Genomic DNA, 15418 nt, shown 5'->3' with positions numbered 1-15418 from the left:
CCGGGTCTGTGGTCGCGCGGTTGTCCGTGCCCGATCGCACCCGATGTCGCGATACGCTGCATGCCCCCGCCCTTCGGCGCCGCTGCGGAAAGTTCACGACATTCAAGGAATCGATCATGCCCTCCACCCCATCCCGCCTGCCCATTCGCGTGCTGCTTGCGCTGGCACTGGCGTCTCCCTTCGGGCTGCTCGCGGCACCGGCCGCGCCCGTCGACTCGCCACTGCCGATCTCGGACTTCGCGCGCAGCGGCCAAATCAGCAACCCGAGCATCTCGCCCGACGGCCAGTTGCTTGCCGTCACCGTGCGCATCCCCGGCAAGGACGCCGGCGATCGCAGCAACTACCAGCTCGCCGTGCTGCACCTGCCTGACCTCAAGCCGGTGAGCCGGCTGGACATGGCGCCGCACAACCTGCCGGCGCGCGCCGTTTGGGTGAGCAACCAGCGGCTGGTGGTGGCGGTGGCCTACGAATCGACCTGGCTGGACGTGCCGCAACTGACCGGCGAGATCGTCGCGGTGAACTACGACGGCAGCCACAAGGCGACACTGTACGACCTGGCCACGCGCGGCAAGACGCTGCACTCGCAGGACATGCCGCGCGGCTTCGCCAGCATCGCCGGCGTGCCGGCCACGCGCAACGGCCATATCTATCTGGACTTCAGCCCCGAATCCTCGGGCAACTTTACGGTGTACGAGGCCAGCAAGAGCATGGTCTACGACGTCGACAGTTCGAACGGCAAGGCGGTGGAAGTCGGCGAGATCGATCGCGGCGGCATGAGTTTCGTGCTGCACGATGGCGTAGCCCGCTACGCCTATGGCACTCCGGGCAACGCAGTAACGATGGAAACCTGGATCCGCGACGGCAAGGGCAAGCCCTGGCGCAAGCTCGACGTCGGCGGCCAGTTGCGACCGCTGCGCCTCAGCGCCGACGGCAGCACGCTGTGGTCGCTGTACGCCGCCAACGGCGGCCCCGAGGCGCTGGTGGCCAGCAAGCCCGATGGCAGTGGGCGCAAGGTGCTCGCAGGCGACGATTTCGCCTCGGTGATGGATGTGCTGTATGCCCCGAAAGGCGGCGCTCCCTATGCGGCCGCCATCGGCGGCGGCCGGCCGCGCTTCGTCGACTTCGGCAACGACCCGCTGGCGCAGATCCATCAGGCGCTCAGCGGCAAGTTCCCGGACGAGTTCATCAACATCACGGGCGCGAGCGACGATGGCAACATCCTGCTGATCCACGCCGCCAGTGATCGCGACCCCGGCACCTATGCGCTGTTCGAACGCTCCACGATGAGCCTGCGCCCGCTGTTTCAGGTGGAGCCGTGGATCAAGCCCGCGCAAATGGCGCAACGCGAACCCATCCGCTTCAAGGCCAGCGACGGACAGGAACTGGGCGGCTTCCTCACCTTGCCCGCCAGCGGCAGCAAGCCTTACCCGCTGGTACTGGTTCCACATGGGGGCCCGATCGGCATCGAGGACAGCTGGTTTTACGACAACGATGCCCAGTTCCTCGCCAGCCGCGGCTACGCGGTGCTGCAGGTGAACTACCGCGGCTCGGCCGGACGCGGCCCCGCCTTCCTGCATGCGGGCTTCAAGCATTTCGGCGACCGCATCCAGCAGGATCTGGCCGACGGAGTGCGCTGGGCCATCGCCCAGGGCGACGCAGACGCCAAGCGCATCTGCGTCTACGGCGGCAGCTTCGGCGGCTACTCCTCGCTGATGCAACCGATCCTCGCGCCGGATCTATACAAGTGCGCCATCGACTACGCCGGCGTATCCGACTGGACCATCGGCATGGACAGCAGCGACACCAGCCACTTCGCCTCCGGCCTGCGCTATTTCGCCGACGCCATCGGCGACAAGGCTGCCGCGCGCGCGATCTCGCCCCTGTACATGCTCGACCGCTTCAATGTGCCGGTGCTGATCGCCCACGGCGAATCCGACCCGCGCGTGCCCTACCGCAACGCCACCGCATTGCGCAGCGCGCTGGACAAGGCCGGCAAGCCCTACGTGTGGCTGAGCAAACCCAAGGAAGGCCACGGCTTCTATACCGAGCAGGATCGCACCGACATGTACCAGCACATGCAGGACTTCCTGGCCAAGTACATCGGCAAAGGCGCCACCGCGCCCTGATCCGCACAACCATCTGCCGCGCCCATAACCGGGCGCGGCAAACGGCTCAGAGCAGCACCGGCCTGTCCGGCAGCTCGTCCCTTCGCGGCTCGCCGTCGGCGGGGAAATGCCGTTCGAGCAGCGCATGCACGGCCTCGATGCCGCGCAGGCTGCCTTCGCGCCACTGGCCGCACGCATAGGCTTCGCGCATGCGCTCGCATGCCGCCACCCACTCGCTGGGCGCCACGTGCCGCGCGATGCCGCGGTCGGCGACGATCTCGATGCGGTGCTCGGCCAGCAACACATAGACCAGCACGCCGTTGTTGTGCTCGGTATCCCACACGCACAACTGCTCGAACACCTGGCGCGCGCGCGTGGGCGCATCCAGCCCGGCAAGCACGGCCAGCGGCGACAGCCGCGATTCCACGGCAAGGCGGACTTCGCCCAGGTGCCGGCGCTCGCCCTCGGCGACCGCGACGGCGATCTCGTCGAGCAGGCTGGAGGGAAAACGGCGGCGCAGCTGGAACCAGCCTTCGCCGAGATTCGTCAGCAGGCGTTGCAGGCGGCCCATGTCACCAGCTCCCTGAGGCGCCGCCGCCGTTGAAGCTGCCGCCGCCACCGCTGAACCCGCCACCGCCGCCGAATCCACCGCCGCCGCCAAACCCGCCGCCGCCCCAGCCACCGAAGCCGCCCCAGCCACCACCGCCGATGGAGCGCCCGGCACCGGCCGGCAGCAACATCAGCAGGCCGCCAGCGATACCGCCGAAGATGCCCATGCCGGCGGAGGCCATCAGCCAGAACAGCCCTCCGATGACCAGCCCGCCCAGCGGCGCGCGCACGAAGGCATGCGCACGCCCCAGCACGCCGCGCAGGAAGATCCACGCGAAGAAGCCCACGGTGAGCAGGGTTTGCAGATCCAGCCCCCGCTTTTCGTGCGGAGCGCCCTGCACGGGCGGCGGCAGGGATTCGCCGTCGATGAGCAGCGTGAGCGCACCCACCGCATCGTTGATGCCGCCGGCGTAATCGCCCTGGCGGAACTTCGGCGCGATGTATTCGCGGATGATCCGCGCACAGGCCGCGTCGGGGATCGCTCCCTCCAGCCCCGCACCGACCTCGATGCGCACGGCATGGTCGTCCTTGGCGACCAGCAGCAGCACGCCGTCGTCGATGCCCTTGCGGCCCACCTTGTTCGCCATCGACACGGCTAGCGAATAGGCATCGAGATCCTGCGGTTGGGTGCTGCCCACCATCAGCACCACCAGTTGCGCGCCCTTGGCCTTCTCCAGCGCCGTCAACTGCGCGTCGAGGCTGTCCACCTGCTGCGCGCTGAGCGTGCCGGTGAGGTCGGTGACGTGCCGCACAAGCTTGGGCACGGCGGCATCGGCGTGCAGCAGCGCCGGCAGCAGCAAGGCCACTGCCAGCAGCCATGCCCACAGCGCATGCGGGCGGCGAGCGGTCATCTCAGTGCGCCGAGGCGGCAGGTGCCGGCGCGGCGCCCCCGAAATCGACCTTGGGCGCGCTGGAGATCGCCTGCTCGTTCTGCACGCTGAAGTTCGGCTTCACGGTGTAGCCGAACATCTTGGCGGTGAGGTTGTTGGGGAAGGTGCGGATCATCGAGTTGTAGTCCTGCACCGCCTGCACGTAGCGCTGGCGCGCCACGGTGATGCGGTTCTCGGTGCCTTCCAGTTGCGCCTGCAGGTTCTGGAACAGGCCGTCGGCCTTGAGCGTCGGATAGTTCTCGCTGACCGCCATCAGGCGCGACAGCGCGTTGCCTAGCTCGCCCTGCGCAGCCTGGAACTTGGCCAGCGCAGCGGGATCGTTGGCCAGCTCCGGCGTCACCTGGATGCTGCCCACCTTGGCGCGCGCATCGGCCACCTCGGTGAACACCTTCTCCTCGTGCTGGGCGTAGCCCTTCACCGTGGCGACCAGGTTGGGCACCAGGTCGGCGCGGCGCTGGTACTGGTTGAGCACCTCCGACCACGCGGCCTTGACCGCCTCGTCCTGCCGCTGCATGGCGTTGTAGCCGCAGCCCGTGAGGGCAATGGCGAGCAGCAACAGCACGAGATTGCGCAAGAGTTTCATGGCGAGGCTCCGTTCCGGTGAGGTTGGCATTGCAGCATCCCGGAGATGGCGGCGCAATCGGCCTAGCGCAAGCCCAGCACCAGCCCCCAGCTCAGCACCGTCAGCATCATCAGCAGGAACACGGCGGCCGAGCCCATGTCCTTGGCGCGGCCGGCAAGTTCGTGGCGACCGGGGCTGGCCAGATCCACCACCGCCTCGATGGCCGAGTTCAACAGCTCGGCCGACAGCACGAGGAAGGCCGGCGCCGCCAGCGCGAGTTTCTCCAGCGCGCCCTGGCCCAGCCACAGGCCCAGCGGGATCAGCACCACCGCCAGCGTCGCCTCCAGCCGGAACGAGGCCTCGTGCCGCCAGCCAGCGCGCAAGCCCAGCATCGACCAGCGGAAGGCGTTCCAGAGCTGGCGCGGGTTGCCGCGGAAACCGGGGCTGGGCATGGGACGTGGATCTCCGGCGCGTCGCGGGGCCAAACGGCAATGATGCCACAGGCCGCATATTGCGCTGCAACGGGGCCGGCGGGGCGGATGGGGTACGCTTCGGCGGTTGTGGCGCGTCTGGCGCCGCGATTCGCCGGCCGCGCCAGCGCGGCCGTTGTACTTCATCAGCACGGAACCGATGCATGGCAACCCAGAATCCACCCGTTTCGCAAACACGGTCGTTCAGCACCGTCTTCCTGATCGAGATGTGGGAGCGCTTCGGCTTCTACGGCATGCAGGTGCTGATGGTCACCTACATGATGAAGAAGCTGGGCTTCGTCGATACCAAGGCGAACCTGATCTGGGGCGCGGCCGCCGCGCTGATCTACGTGACGCCGGCGATCGGCGGCTGGGTGGGCGACAAGCTGATCGGCACCCGCCGCACCATGCGCATCGGCGCGATCGTGCTGATGCTGGGTTATGCGCTGCTGTGGATTCCCACCGACAACGCCTCGTTCCTGTACATCGCGCTGGGCGTGATCATCGTCGGCAACGGCATGTTCAAGCCGAACGCCGGCAACCTGGTGCGCAAGATCTACGAGGGCGACGACAGCAAGATCGACAGCGCCTTCACCATCTACTACATGGCGGTGAACATCGGCTCGACCATCTCGATGCTGCTCACGCCGTGGATCCGCGACTACGTGGGCAACCACGTCAGCGACGACTGGGGCTGGCACACCGCCTTCGGCGCCTGCGCGGTCGGCCTGCTGCTGGGTCTGTTCAATTACGCGCTGATGAGCCGCACTCTGAAGCACATCGGCTCGCCGGCCGACAACGCGCCTGTCGACCTGAAGAAGCTGGCCGGAGTGCTGGGCGGCGCCATCGCGCTGGTGTTCGTCTCCGCCTTCATCCTCAACAACGAAACGGTGGCGCGCGTCTGCGTGTATGCCGCTGGCGTGGTCGTGCTCGGCATCTTCGTCCACCTGATCCGCTCCAGCCACCGGGACGAACGCGCCGGCCTGATCGCCGCGCTGGTGCTGGTGGTGCAGACGATCTTCTTCTTCATCTTCTACCAGCAGATGTCCACCTCGCTGAACCTGTTCGCGCAGAAGAACGTGAACCTGGATTTCAGCCTGTTCGGCTGGCACGTCCTCACCTGGATCCCGGAGCAGTTCCAGTCGCTCAACGCGATCTGGATCGTGCTGCTGAGCCCGGTGCTGGTGTTCATCTACAACGGGCTCGGCCGCGTCGGCAAGGACATTTCCGTCGCCGCCAAGTTCGCCTGGGGCTTCGCCGCGGTGGCCGCCGGCTTCTTCATCTACGGCGTCGGCGCCAAGTGGGCCGTGGACGGCCAGGTGTCCTCGTGGATCATGGTGTGGGGCTACGGCCTGTACTCGCTGGGCGAGCTGCTGGTGTCCGGCCTGGGCCTGGCGATGATCGCCCGCTACGTGCCCGAGCGCATGGGCGGCTTCATGATGGGCGCCTACTTCGTGGCCTCGGGCATCTCGCAGTACCTGGGCAGCGTGGTGGCCAACTACGCGCACATCCCCGAGGGCCTCACCGACCCGGTGCAGTCGCTGGACATCTACACCAACCTGTTCAACAAGCTCGGACTGGTCGGCGTGGGCTGCACCGCGATCGCGCTGGCCGTGCTGCCGCTGATGAAGAAGCTGTCGGCCAGCCACGCCGACGTGGCGAACCGCGAACCGCTGCCCGCCGTGCGCAGCGAGGAGTTCGACGCGACCTGATCGCAGCGCCGGGATGCCGCCCGCGCGGCGGCTCCCGGCAAGTCGTGGAACCGCATGCCACACCGCTCCATCAAGAACCGCATCGGCCCGTTCGCGCTGGCGCGCACGCTGGCCTGGCTGCGGCTGTGCGCCATCGGCGGGCAGAGCGTGGCAGTGCTGGTCTGCGCGCTGTGGCTGCGCCTGCCAATACCGCTGCTGCCGCTGCTGTGCTGCATCGGCCTGCTGGCGGTGTTCGCGGTGCTGGCGGCGTGGCGCCTGGGCCGACCGTGGCCGGTGGCCGAATCCGAAGCCGTCGCGCACATCGGCATGGACACGCTGGTGCTGGGCGTGCTGCTGTACTTCACCGGCGGCGGCAGCAACCCCTTCGTCACCCTGCTGGTGGTGCCCATCGCGCTGGCCGCCGCGGCGCTGTCGATCCGCGCCATCCTCGCGGTGGCCGCCATCGCCGGCACCGCCTATCTGTCGCTGATGCGCTGGTACGTGCCGCTGCCGATGCCGGACAGCGCGCGCGACCACGGTTTCGGGCTGCACGTGGCCGGCATGGGCGTGAACTTCGTCATCACCGCGCTGCTGCTGGGCTTCTTCGTCAACCGGCTGGCGCGCGCACTGCGCATGCAGCAGTTGGCCACCCAGCGCGTACACGAGCGTGCGCTGCGCGACGAGGGCATCCTCGCCATCGCCACCCAGGCCGCCGGCGCCGCGCACGAGCTCAACACGCCGCTCTCCACCATGCGCACCCTGCTGCCCGAGCTGCGCCGCGAACACGCCGGCGACACCGCGCTGGCCGAGGATCTCAGCCTGCTCGAAGGCCAGGTGGATCGCTGCCGCGACATCCTGCGCGAGATGGTGGCGTTCGGCCAGGCGCAGCTCTCGCAGGAGCCGGAGCGGCTCGACGTGACGCAATTCCTGCATGGCTGCGCCGAACGCTTCCAGCTGCTGCATCCCGAAGCCGAACTGGAGCTGCAACTGGACGAGGGCATCGCCCATCTGCCGCTGCACGCGCCGCCCGGCCTGCGCCATGCGCTGCTGAACCTGCTGAACAATGCCGCCGACGCCTCCGCCCAACACGACTCGCGCGAGGTGCTGCTGCAGGTGGAGCGCGAAGGCGACTGGCTGCAGTTCACGGTGATCGACCGCGGCCCCGGCTTCGCCAGCGCCGAAAGCAGCGTGCGGCTGGGCCAGTCGCAAAAGCAGGACGGGCTGGGCATCGGCCTCACGTTGGCCGTGGCCACCGCCGAACGCCTGGACGGCGAGCTGGTGGCGCGCAACACCGGCGACGGCGCCGTGGTGTGCCTGCGCCTGCCGCTGGCGGCCGTATCGCGGCATTGAGTCGCACCCGGCATGCGTGCATGCTGTGCCGCCCGCGACGAAAATACGCACATGAACGAATACTCCGGCCCCGCCAACGCCCGTCCGCTGCTGCTGGTGGACGACGACGCCACCTTCGTGCGCGTGCTGGGCCGTGCGCTGACTTCGCGCGGCTTCGAGGTGATCTCGGCCACCAACCTCGCCGACGCGCGCGCGCTGGCGCGCCGCCACCAGCCGCGCCATTGCGTGCTCGACCTCAAGCTGGGCGAGGAAAACGGCCTGCGCCTGATCCCCGAGCTGCACACGCTGGTGCCGGACATGCGCGTGCTGCTGCTCACCGGCTACGCCTCGATCGCCACCGCGGTGGAAGCGATCAAGCGCGGCGCGCACGACTACCTCGCCAAGCCGGTGGACGCCGATGCCGTGGTGCGCGCCCTGCTCGACGGCGACAACGGCAGCGACGCCGACGACGACGACCTGCCCGACGCCCCCGAGGCGCCGCTGGCGCTGCGCCGGCTGGAGTGGGAACACATCCAGCGCGTGCTCACCGAGTGCAACGGCAACATCTCCGAAACCGCCCGCCGGCTCGGCATGCACCGCCGCACCCTGCAGCGCAAGCTGAGCAAACATCCGGTGCGCGAGCGGCCCGACGGCGGTGATTGACCGCTGCCTGCGACAACGCGCCGTCTGGCGCCGCCGGAAAGCGCGACTAGACTAAGAAACCCTAGACCCAAGTCCAGAGTTTCCCCCATGAACTCGTGCCTCCCCTTCGCGCTGCTGCTGTGTGCAGCAGGCACGACGCTGGCCGCCGAAACGCCGCAAGCCGTCACGCTGTCGCCGGTGCAAGTGCACGCCAGCGACACCGCCGTGCTGGATGCCTCCAGCGTGACGGTGCGCATCGACCGCAAGCGACTGCAACAGCAGAACATCGTCGCCAGCAGCGACGTGCTGCGCTACGCGCCCAACCTGCAGGTGCGCGAGCGCTACATCGGCGACCCGAACGCCACGATCAGCGGCCGCGACTCGGGCACCCTGCAGAGCGCGCGCAGCCTGCTCTACGCCGACGGCCTGCTGCTCTCCAACCTGATGAGCAACGGCTGGGACGGCGCGCCGCGCTGGGGCATGGTGGCGCCCGAGGAAATCGGCGCGGTGGACGTGCTGTACGGCCCCTATTCCGCGCTGTATCCCGGCAACGCGATGGGCACCACGGTGCTGATCCACACCCGCCTGCCCGAACGCCTGATCGCCAGCGTCGACGCACAGTATTTCAGCCAGGACTACGGCGACCACTACGGCGCGGGCGGCCACTACGACGGCCACCGCCTCGCCGCCGTGCTCGGCGACAAGCAGGGCCGCTGGCGCTGGCTGCTTTCGCTCAACCGGCTCGACAACCACGGCCAGCCGATGCAGTACGCCACCGCGCAGGCCGGCGGCAACGCGGCCAACGCCGTGCCGGTGAGTGGCGCCACGCTGGATCGCAACCCCAGCGGCACGCCGCGCCTGGTCTACGGCGCCAACACCATCGAACACACCAAGCAGACCCAGGCCAACCTGCAGCTGGGCGTGGACATCAGCGACCACGTCGGCGCGCTGTTCACCCTGGGCTGGTGGCACAACGACGCCTTCGACGCCACCCGCAGCCTGATCCGCGACGCCGCCGGCCAGCCGGTCTACGGCGGCACCATCCTCGCTGGCGGCAAAGTCTGGACATTGCCTGCCAGCGGCCTGGCGCCCAGCGCCTACGACCAGACCCACGTGCTGTATGGCGCCGAGCTTGACGGCCATCTCGACAACGGCTGGCACTGGGAGGCCGTGGCCAGCCGCTACGACTACCGGCGCGACCTGCAGCACGATGCCGGGGCTGCCTTGCCCGCCGGCGGCCCCGGCTCCGTGGCCGACATGGGCGGCTCCGGCTGGAGCACCGCCGACCTGCGCAGCTCCGGCCCGCTGGGCGGCTCGAACATGCTCTACGCCGGCGCGCACCTCGACCGCTACGTGCTCGACTCGCGCGTGCAGGCCGCCAGCGACTGGCTGAGCCCCGCCGACGGCGCGCAGATCAGCGCCTACGGCGGCCGCACGCAGACGCGCGCGCTCTACCTGCAGGACGTGTGGAGCTTCGCCGAAGCCTGGGCATTGACCGCCGGCCTGCGCTGGGAACAGTGGCGCGCCTACGACGGCCTGCTCGCCAACGCCAGCGCCGCGCTCGCCTACCCCGCGCGCCGACGCAGCGACTTCTCGCCCAAGGCGTCGCTGAACTGGGACGTGGCCGAGGACTGGCAACTGCGCCTGTCCTCCGGCAAGGCCGTGCGCTACCCCACCGTCGAGGAGCTGTTCCAGGGCTCGATCTCCAACGGCGCCATCGTCCACAACGACCCGAACCTGCAGCCGGAACGCGACTGGTCCACCGACCTCAGCCTGATCCGCACCCTGCCGCACGGCCACTGGCGCGCGTCGCTGTACCAGGATCGCGTGGCCGACACGCTGTATTCGCAGACCGACATCACCCTGCCCGTGCCGGTCACCAGCGTGCAGAACATCGCCAGCGTACGCACGCGCGGCGTCGAGGGCGAACTGGTGCTCACCGACGTCGGGCTGTCCGGGCTGGACATCAGCGCCAGCGTCGCATGGAACCAGGCGATCACCCTGCGCGACCGGCAGTACCCCGCGGCCGACGGCAAGGATTTCCCGCGCATCCCGCGCCTGCGCGCCACCGTGTTCGCCGACTGGCGCTTCGCGTCCGGCTGGGACGCCTCGCTGGGCGTGCGCCGCTCCGGCCGGCAATACAACAGCCTCAACAACGGCGACACCCTCGACACCTACGGCGCCGTCAGCAGCTTCACCGTGGCCGACGCCAAGCTGCGCTGGCGCTTCGCGCCGCAGTGGACGGCCTCGCTGGGCGTGGACAACCTCACCAACGAGCACTACTGGGTCTACCATCCCTACGCCGGCCGCACCTGGTTCGGCGAGCTGCGCTGGGAGCTGTAACCCCGCGATTTCCTCCCTCTCCCGCTTGCGGGAGAGGGCCGGGGAGAGGGCAAGCCATGCGCCACACCCCTCCCTTTCCAGCCGCTTCAAGACACGCCATGCGCAAACTGATCCTCACCCTGCTCTGCCTGCTGCCGCTCACCGCCTTCGCCCACGACATGCCCGGCATGAAGATGGCACACGGCCCCGCGCTGGGCGCCAGCGCCGCGTTCGACGCGCATGGCCGCCTGTGGGTGGTGGACGCCGCCGACGGCCACGTGCGCATCCGCCACTCCGACGACCTCGGCAAGACGCTGAGCGCGCCGATGGACGTCAACGCCATCGCCGAGCCGATCTACGACTCCGGCGAGAACCGGCCCAAGATCGCGTTCGGCCCCAAGGGCGAGCTGTACGTGAGCTGGTCGCAGCCGCGCGCGAAGCCGTGGACGGGCTTCGTGCGCTTCGCCCGCTCGCTGGACGATGGCGCGCACTTCTCCGCGCCGATCACCGTGCACCACGACACCGCCGAGATCACCCACCGCTTCGACGCGCTGGCGGTGGACGGCCGGGGCCGCGTGCTGCTCGCATGGATCGACAAGCGCGACCTCGAGGCGGCGAAGGCCAAGGGCAAGCCGTATCTCGGCGCCGCCGTGTACTACAGCTGGTCCAACGACGAGGGCCGAACCTTCGTGCCCGAGCGCAAGGTGATGGATCACTCCTGCGAGTGCTGCCGCATCGCGCTGGCGCACGCGCCCGACGGCGAGATCGCCACGTTCTTCCGCGGCGTGTTCGGCGACAACATCCGCGACCACGCCTACGCCCTGCTGCCCACCGACGGCAGCCCCGCGCATGCCGAGCGCGCCACCTTCAGCAACTGGCACATCGCCGCCTGCCCCGAGCAGGGCCCCGGCCTCGCCATCAGCGACGACGGCACGCGCCACGCGGTGTGGTACGAAGCCAGCCACGGCCCCGCAATCTGGTACGGCCAGCTCGATCCCGGCCAGCCGCCGCAGCATGTGCTGAAACTCGCCGGCCCCGGCGCCAGCCATGCCGACGTGGCCGTGCACGGCCAGACCGTGTGGCTGGCGTGGAACCAGGTGGACGCGCGCGGCTATTCGCTGATGCTGCGCGTCTCCGACGACGGTGGCCTGCACTTCGGCGCACCGCGTGCCGTCGCCACATCTTCCGCCGCCGTGGGCTCGCCGCAACTGCTCGTGCGGCAAGGCCATGCCTTCATCGCGTGGAATACCGCCGGCGGCTTCCGCCTGGTTCCCGTCGAGGCACGCTGATGCGCCGTGCCCTCCTCGCCGCCTTGCTCCTGCTGGCACCGGCCGCCTTCGCCCGCGCCGGCACGCCCGTGCCGCTGACCGCCGCCGACGTGCCTGCCTTGCTCAAGCCGCCCGCGCACGGCGTGCGCATCGTCGCGATCTGGTCGCTGGACTGCGCCTATTGCGAGGCGAACATGCAGGCGCTGGCACAGCTGCAACGCGCGCATCCGCACGACGTCGAACTGCTCACCGTGGCCACCGACAGCGTCGCACGCCATGCGGAAATCGCCGCCCGCCTCAAGGCGGCGCACATGGACGGCTATCCGGCCCGCGCCTACGCCGAAGCCTCGCCCGAACGCCTCGATTTCCTGATCGACCCGAACTGGGGCGGCGAGACGCCGCGCACCGAGATCATCCGCGCCAACGGCAATCGGCAGGGCATCAGCGGGCAACTCACCGCGGCGCAGCTGCAAAAGCTTCCGTAGGAACGCATCCTGCGTGGGACGGTTCCTCGCCACGCAACGAAAGGGCATCGCGCACGGGATGCACCGCTACGGCTGATCGTCGGCGCCATCCGTGCTGTCGGCCGGCGCGGGCGCAGGCGGCGCGGAGGTGCCGTCGTCCTCGTCGCCGTAGATCGCCACGTGCGGCACGCCGCTGGCGTCGATCCAGCCGCGGTACATGCCATCGGTGTTGAACGGGATGGCGATGTTGCCGTGCGCGTCCAGCGCGATGGCACCGCCGTTGCCGCCCAGTGCGGGAATCTCCTGGTTGATCACCACCGCCGCGGCGCGCTTGATCGGCACGCGCATCTCGCTCACCTGCATGCAGATCGAATGCGCCGCCACGGTGCGGATGTAGTACTCGCCCCAGCCGGTGCCGGACACCGCGCAATCGCCGTTGGCGTAGGTGCCCGCGCCGATGATCGGCGAGTCGCCGATGCGGCCCCAGCGCTTGTCGACCATGCCGCCGGTGGAAGTGCCGGCGGCGAGATGGCCCTGCGCGTCCAGCGCCACCGCGCCCACGGTGCCGAAGTGCTTCGCGGTTTCCTCGTCTTCGTGCGACTTGCCGGCCGCGTCTTCCTTCAGCGCCTTCTGCAACTGCTGCCAGCGCTCCTCGGTGCGGAAGTAGGAAGGATCGACCAGCGGCATGCCGGTGCTCTGCGCGAACGCCTCGGCGCCCTGGCCGGAGAGCATCACGTAAGGCGTCTGCTCCATCACCGCGCGCGCCAGCAGGATCGGATTCCTGATCCGCTGCACGCCGGCCACCGCGCCGGCACGGCGGCTGTCGCCGTCCATGATCGCCGCGTCCAGCTCGTTCTTCCCGTCGTGGGTGAACACCGCGCCCTTGCCGGCGTTGAAATGCGGATCGTCCTCCAGCACCACGATGGCCGCGCTCGCCGCATCCACCGCGCCCTAGCCGGCCTTCAGCTCGGCGTAGCCGCTCAACAGCGCCTTCGTCATCGCCGCGCGTATCGCCTGCTCCTTCGCCGGGGTGAGGTCGTGCTTGACGACGCCGGCGCCGCCATGGATCACCAGCACCGGCGGCACGGCGGCATGGCTCATCGCGGCGACTCCGAGGGCGGCAAGGGCGGGCAACAGGCGGCGCGGCTTCACGGGGCTCTTTCCCTGAGGACGACTGGAGAAAGTATGGCGAGCCGTGCCTGCCGGGCTTCGTGCGGCGGAACTCAACAGCCGACGCTGGGCGTCAGGTCGATCCTGATCGTGTCGTCCTCGACAACCTTGCCATCCTTGTCTTCCAGCTTCTTGCCTACCTGGATGGTGCCCTGCTGCCCAGGCAACATGCGGATCCACGGATTGGAAGGCTTTGCCAGCGGGCCGCCACTCATCGCGACTTGAACCTCCAATTGCCCGCGCTCGGCGGGAACCACGGTGAAGCGCCCGTGCCATGGCGGCAGCTTGCCGATATTGCTCTCGGTCACTTCGTAGAACTGACCGGGCTTCAAGCACATGGCGGCATGCAAGCGCGGCGGCTCACTCCCGATGCCCAACACCAGCTTCAACATGTGGCGCTCCGCGGCATTCGCCTGCCCTGCGGTTTTCGCTGGGGACGCCGGCCGTGTGGTCGCGTAGACGCTGCTTGCAACCATCAGCGCCACGCTAAAGACGACGAGCGAACCGCACATGCGGCGGAATCTTCCTGGTTCATGCTGCTTCAACATCGCGATACGCTCCGTGAGTGGATGACGAGGTGACCAACTGCAGCCCACGGGCAGCGCGAGCGCGGCCGACTGGGTTTTCAACATCGCATTCGCATAGCAGCGGCGTTGTTCGCCGTATTCGCGCAGCACGGCGGCGTCGCAGGCCAGCTCCTGGTCGTGGCGCAGCGCGGCCAGCGCCCACCACGCCAGCGGGTGGCACCAGAACAGCGCGACGAGCACGTGCGCGAACAGGCCCCACCAACCGTCGCCGCGGCGTGCGTGCGCGGCCTCGTGGGCAAGGATCAGCTCCTGCTCGGTGGAGTCGTATCGATCATGGAAATCCGCAGGCAGCACGATACGGCTGCGCCATGCGCCGACCAGCGCCGGGCCGACGCCGACACTCGCGGCACGCAATACCGGCCGGGAAGCCAGCGCACCGGCCATCGGCGTGGCGCCATGCAATTGCGCGCGATAGCGGCGCTGCGCCACGACGGCGAACACCGACACCACCGCCATGCCGGCCAGCCACAGCAGCAAGGCCACGATGTGCCAGTCGAAACCGCCGGCGGCGTCCGCATGCGGCGTCGCCGTACCGACTGCCGAGGTGATCGTGTACACCAGCGGCGGCAGCGGCGCCGTCGATGCGACGGCATGCGGCAACTGGCTGGCCAACACGGTCAGTGGCGGCAACAGCCAGAGCTGGAAGGCACGCGCGGCGCCGAACCAGCGTCGGCACGGCCTGCGCAGCGCGGCGACCAGCAGCACCGCCGCGGTGAAGGCCAGCAGCGCCAGCCAGCCGCGCGCGGCCCATGCCGCCGCCAGCGATTCGAGGCCCGGCACCCGAAGGTCATTCATCGTCGAGCTCCTTCAGCAATTTGCGCAGCTCGGCAATGTCCTTCTTGCTGAGCTTGCGCTGCTCGGAGAAGTGCGCCACCAGCGGCGCCACGCGGCCGTCGAACAGGCGGTCGAGCAAGCCCTTGCTCTCCTGCGAGACGTACTTCTCGCGGCTCAACAGCGGCGTGTAGAGGTAGCGGCGACCGTCCTTCTCGGCCTTCACCGCCTTCTTCTTCAGCAGGCGGTTGAGCAGGGATTTCACCGTGCCCTCCTGCCAGCCCTGCGCAGGGCCGACCTCGGCAAGGATCTCCTCCGCGCTGCGCGGCGCCGTGCGCCAGAGCACTTCCATCACCACCGCCTCGGCTTCGCTGACTGCCATGACGCCACCGTTTACACATGTAAGTGAATCGATGTTTACATGCGTAAATGAAGACGTCAAGCCTGGCAGGTTCCTATCCCGCCCGTCATCCCGGCGAACGCCGGGATCCAGTGCTCCAGGACACTATTGATCCGGCCCGCAAGCAGTTTCACTCGG

Annotated in this window: 13 protein-coding genes and 1 pseudogene; 7 read left to right on the top strand and 7 right to left on the bottom strand. The window is 69.0% G+C overall.

Going from position 1 to position 15418, the window contains the following annotated elements:
* Positions 1-116: 116 nt before the first annotated feature.
* Positions 117-2126: an alpha/beta hydrolase family protein gene (locus ACZ5Z2_RS03905; RefSeq protein ID WP_464760675.1), complete on the top strand. Its 2010-nt coding sequence runs from the start codon at positions 117-119 to the stop codon at positions 2124-2126.
* 46 nt (positions 2127-2172) lie between these two features.
* Here the strand turns inward: ACZ5Z2_RS03905 and ACZ5Z2_RS03900 are convergent, their stop codons facing one another.
* The 4 genes from ACZ5Z2_RS03900 to ACZ5Z2_RS03885 all read right to left on the bottom strand — a co-directional run bounded on the left by ACZ5Z2_RS03900 (position 2173) and on the right by ACZ5Z2_RS03885 (position 4618).
* Positions 2173-2676 (bottom strand): TPM domain-containing protein, encoded by a 504-nt coding sequence (locus tag ACZ5Z2_RS03900; protein WP_464760674.1) that lies wholly within the window; start codon positions 2674-2676, stop codon positions 2173-2175.
* A gap of 1 nt (position 2677) precedes the next feature.
* Positions 2678-3565, bottom strand: coding sequence for a TPM domain-containing protein (locus tag ACZ5Z2_RS03895; RefSeq protein ID WP_464760673.1), 888 nt, complete (start codon positions 3563-3565; stop codon positions 2678-2680).
* Between the two features lies 1 nt (position 3566).
* Positions 3567-4187: a LemA family protein gene (locus ACZ5Z2_RS03890; protein ID WP_464760672.1), complete on the bottom strand. Its 621-nt coding sequence runs from the start codon at positions 4185-4187 to the stop codon at positions 3567-3569.
* Between the two features lie 62 nt (positions 4188-4249).
* Complete coding sequence (locus tag ACZ5Z2_RS03885) at positions 4250-4618, bottom strand: diacylglycerol kinase (protein ID WP_464760671.1); 369 nt, start codon at positions 4616-4618, stop codon at positions 4250-4252.
* 182 nt (positions 4619-4800) lie between these two features.
* On the opposite strand from ACZ5Z2_RS03885, the gene ACZ5Z2_RS03880 reads away from it, so the two are divergent.
* From ACZ5Z2_RS03880 to ACZ5Z2_RS03855, 6 genes are all read left to right on the top strand, one after another.
* Entirely contained in the window at positions 4801-6348 is a 1548-nt protein-coding gene (locus ACZ5Z2_RS03880; RefSeq protein ID WP_464760670.1) for a peptide MFS transporter, read from the top strand.
* A gap of 54 nt (positions 6349-6402) precedes the next feature.
* Complete coding sequence (locus ACZ5Z2_RS03875) at positions 6403-7677, top strand: ATP-binding protein (RefSeq protein WP_464760669.1); 1275 nt, start codon at positions 6403-6405, stop codon at positions 7675-7677.
* Between the two features lie 51 nt (positions 7678-7728).
* Positions 7729-8319, top strand: coding sequence for a response regulator transcription factor (locus ACZ5Z2_RS03870; protein WP_464760668.1), 591 nt, complete (start codon positions 7729-7731; stop codon positions 8317-8319).
* A gap of 87 nt (positions 8320-8406) precedes the next feature.
* Complete coding sequence (locus ACZ5Z2_RS03865; RefSeq protein ID WP_464760667.1) at positions 8407-10641, top strand: TonB-dependent receptor; 2235 nt, start codon at positions 8407-8409, stop codon at positions 10639-10641.
* Between the two features lie 98 nt (positions 10642-10739).
* A complete protein-coding gene (locus tag ACZ5Z2_RS03860; protein WP_464760666.1) occupies positions 10740-11909 on the top strand; it encodes a sialidase family protein in 1170 nt (389 codons plus the stop codon).
* Positions 11909-12373: a thioredoxin domain-containing protein gene (locus ACZ5Z2_RS03855; protein ID WP_464760665.1), complete on the top strand. Its 465-nt coding sequence runs from the start codon at positions 11909-11911 to the stop codon at positions 12371-12373. Before ACZ5Z2_RS03860 ends, ACZ5Z2_RS03855 begins: the two co-directional genes overlap by 1 nt.
* Before the next feature lie 66 nt (positions 12374-12439).
* Here ACZ5Z2_RS03855 and ACZ5Z2_RS03850 read toward each other — a convergent pair.
* The 3 genes and pseudogenes from ACZ5Z2_RS03850 to ACZ5Z2_RS03840 all read right to left on the bottom strand — a co-directional run bounded on the left by ACZ5Z2_RS03850 (position 12440) and on the right by ACZ5Z2_RS03840 (position 15262).
* Positions 12440-13453: pseudogene (locus ACZ5Z2_RS03850) on the bottom strand (isoaspartyl peptidase/L-asparaginase family protein).
* Positions 13454-13575: 122 nt separating this feature from the next.
* A complete protein-coding gene (locus ACZ5Z2_RS03845) occupies positions 13576-14904 on the bottom strand; it encodes a M56 family metallopeptidase (protein WP_464760664.1) in 1329 nt (442 codons plus the stop codon).
* On the bottom strand, positions 14897-15262 hold the full coding sequence (locus tag ACZ5Z2_RS03840) for a BlaI/MecI/CopY family transcriptional regulator (RefSeq protein ID WP_464760663.1): 366 nt from the start codon (positions 15260-15262) through the stop codon (positions 14897-14899). Before ACZ5Z2_RS03840 ends, ACZ5Z2_RS03845 begins: the two co-directional genes overlap by 8 nt.
* Positions 15263-15418 lie beyond the last annotated feature (156 nt).

Source organism: Rhodanobacter sp. G1, from assembly GCF_055397855.1.
This window is presented reverse-complemented; position numbering and strand designations above follow the sequence as displayed.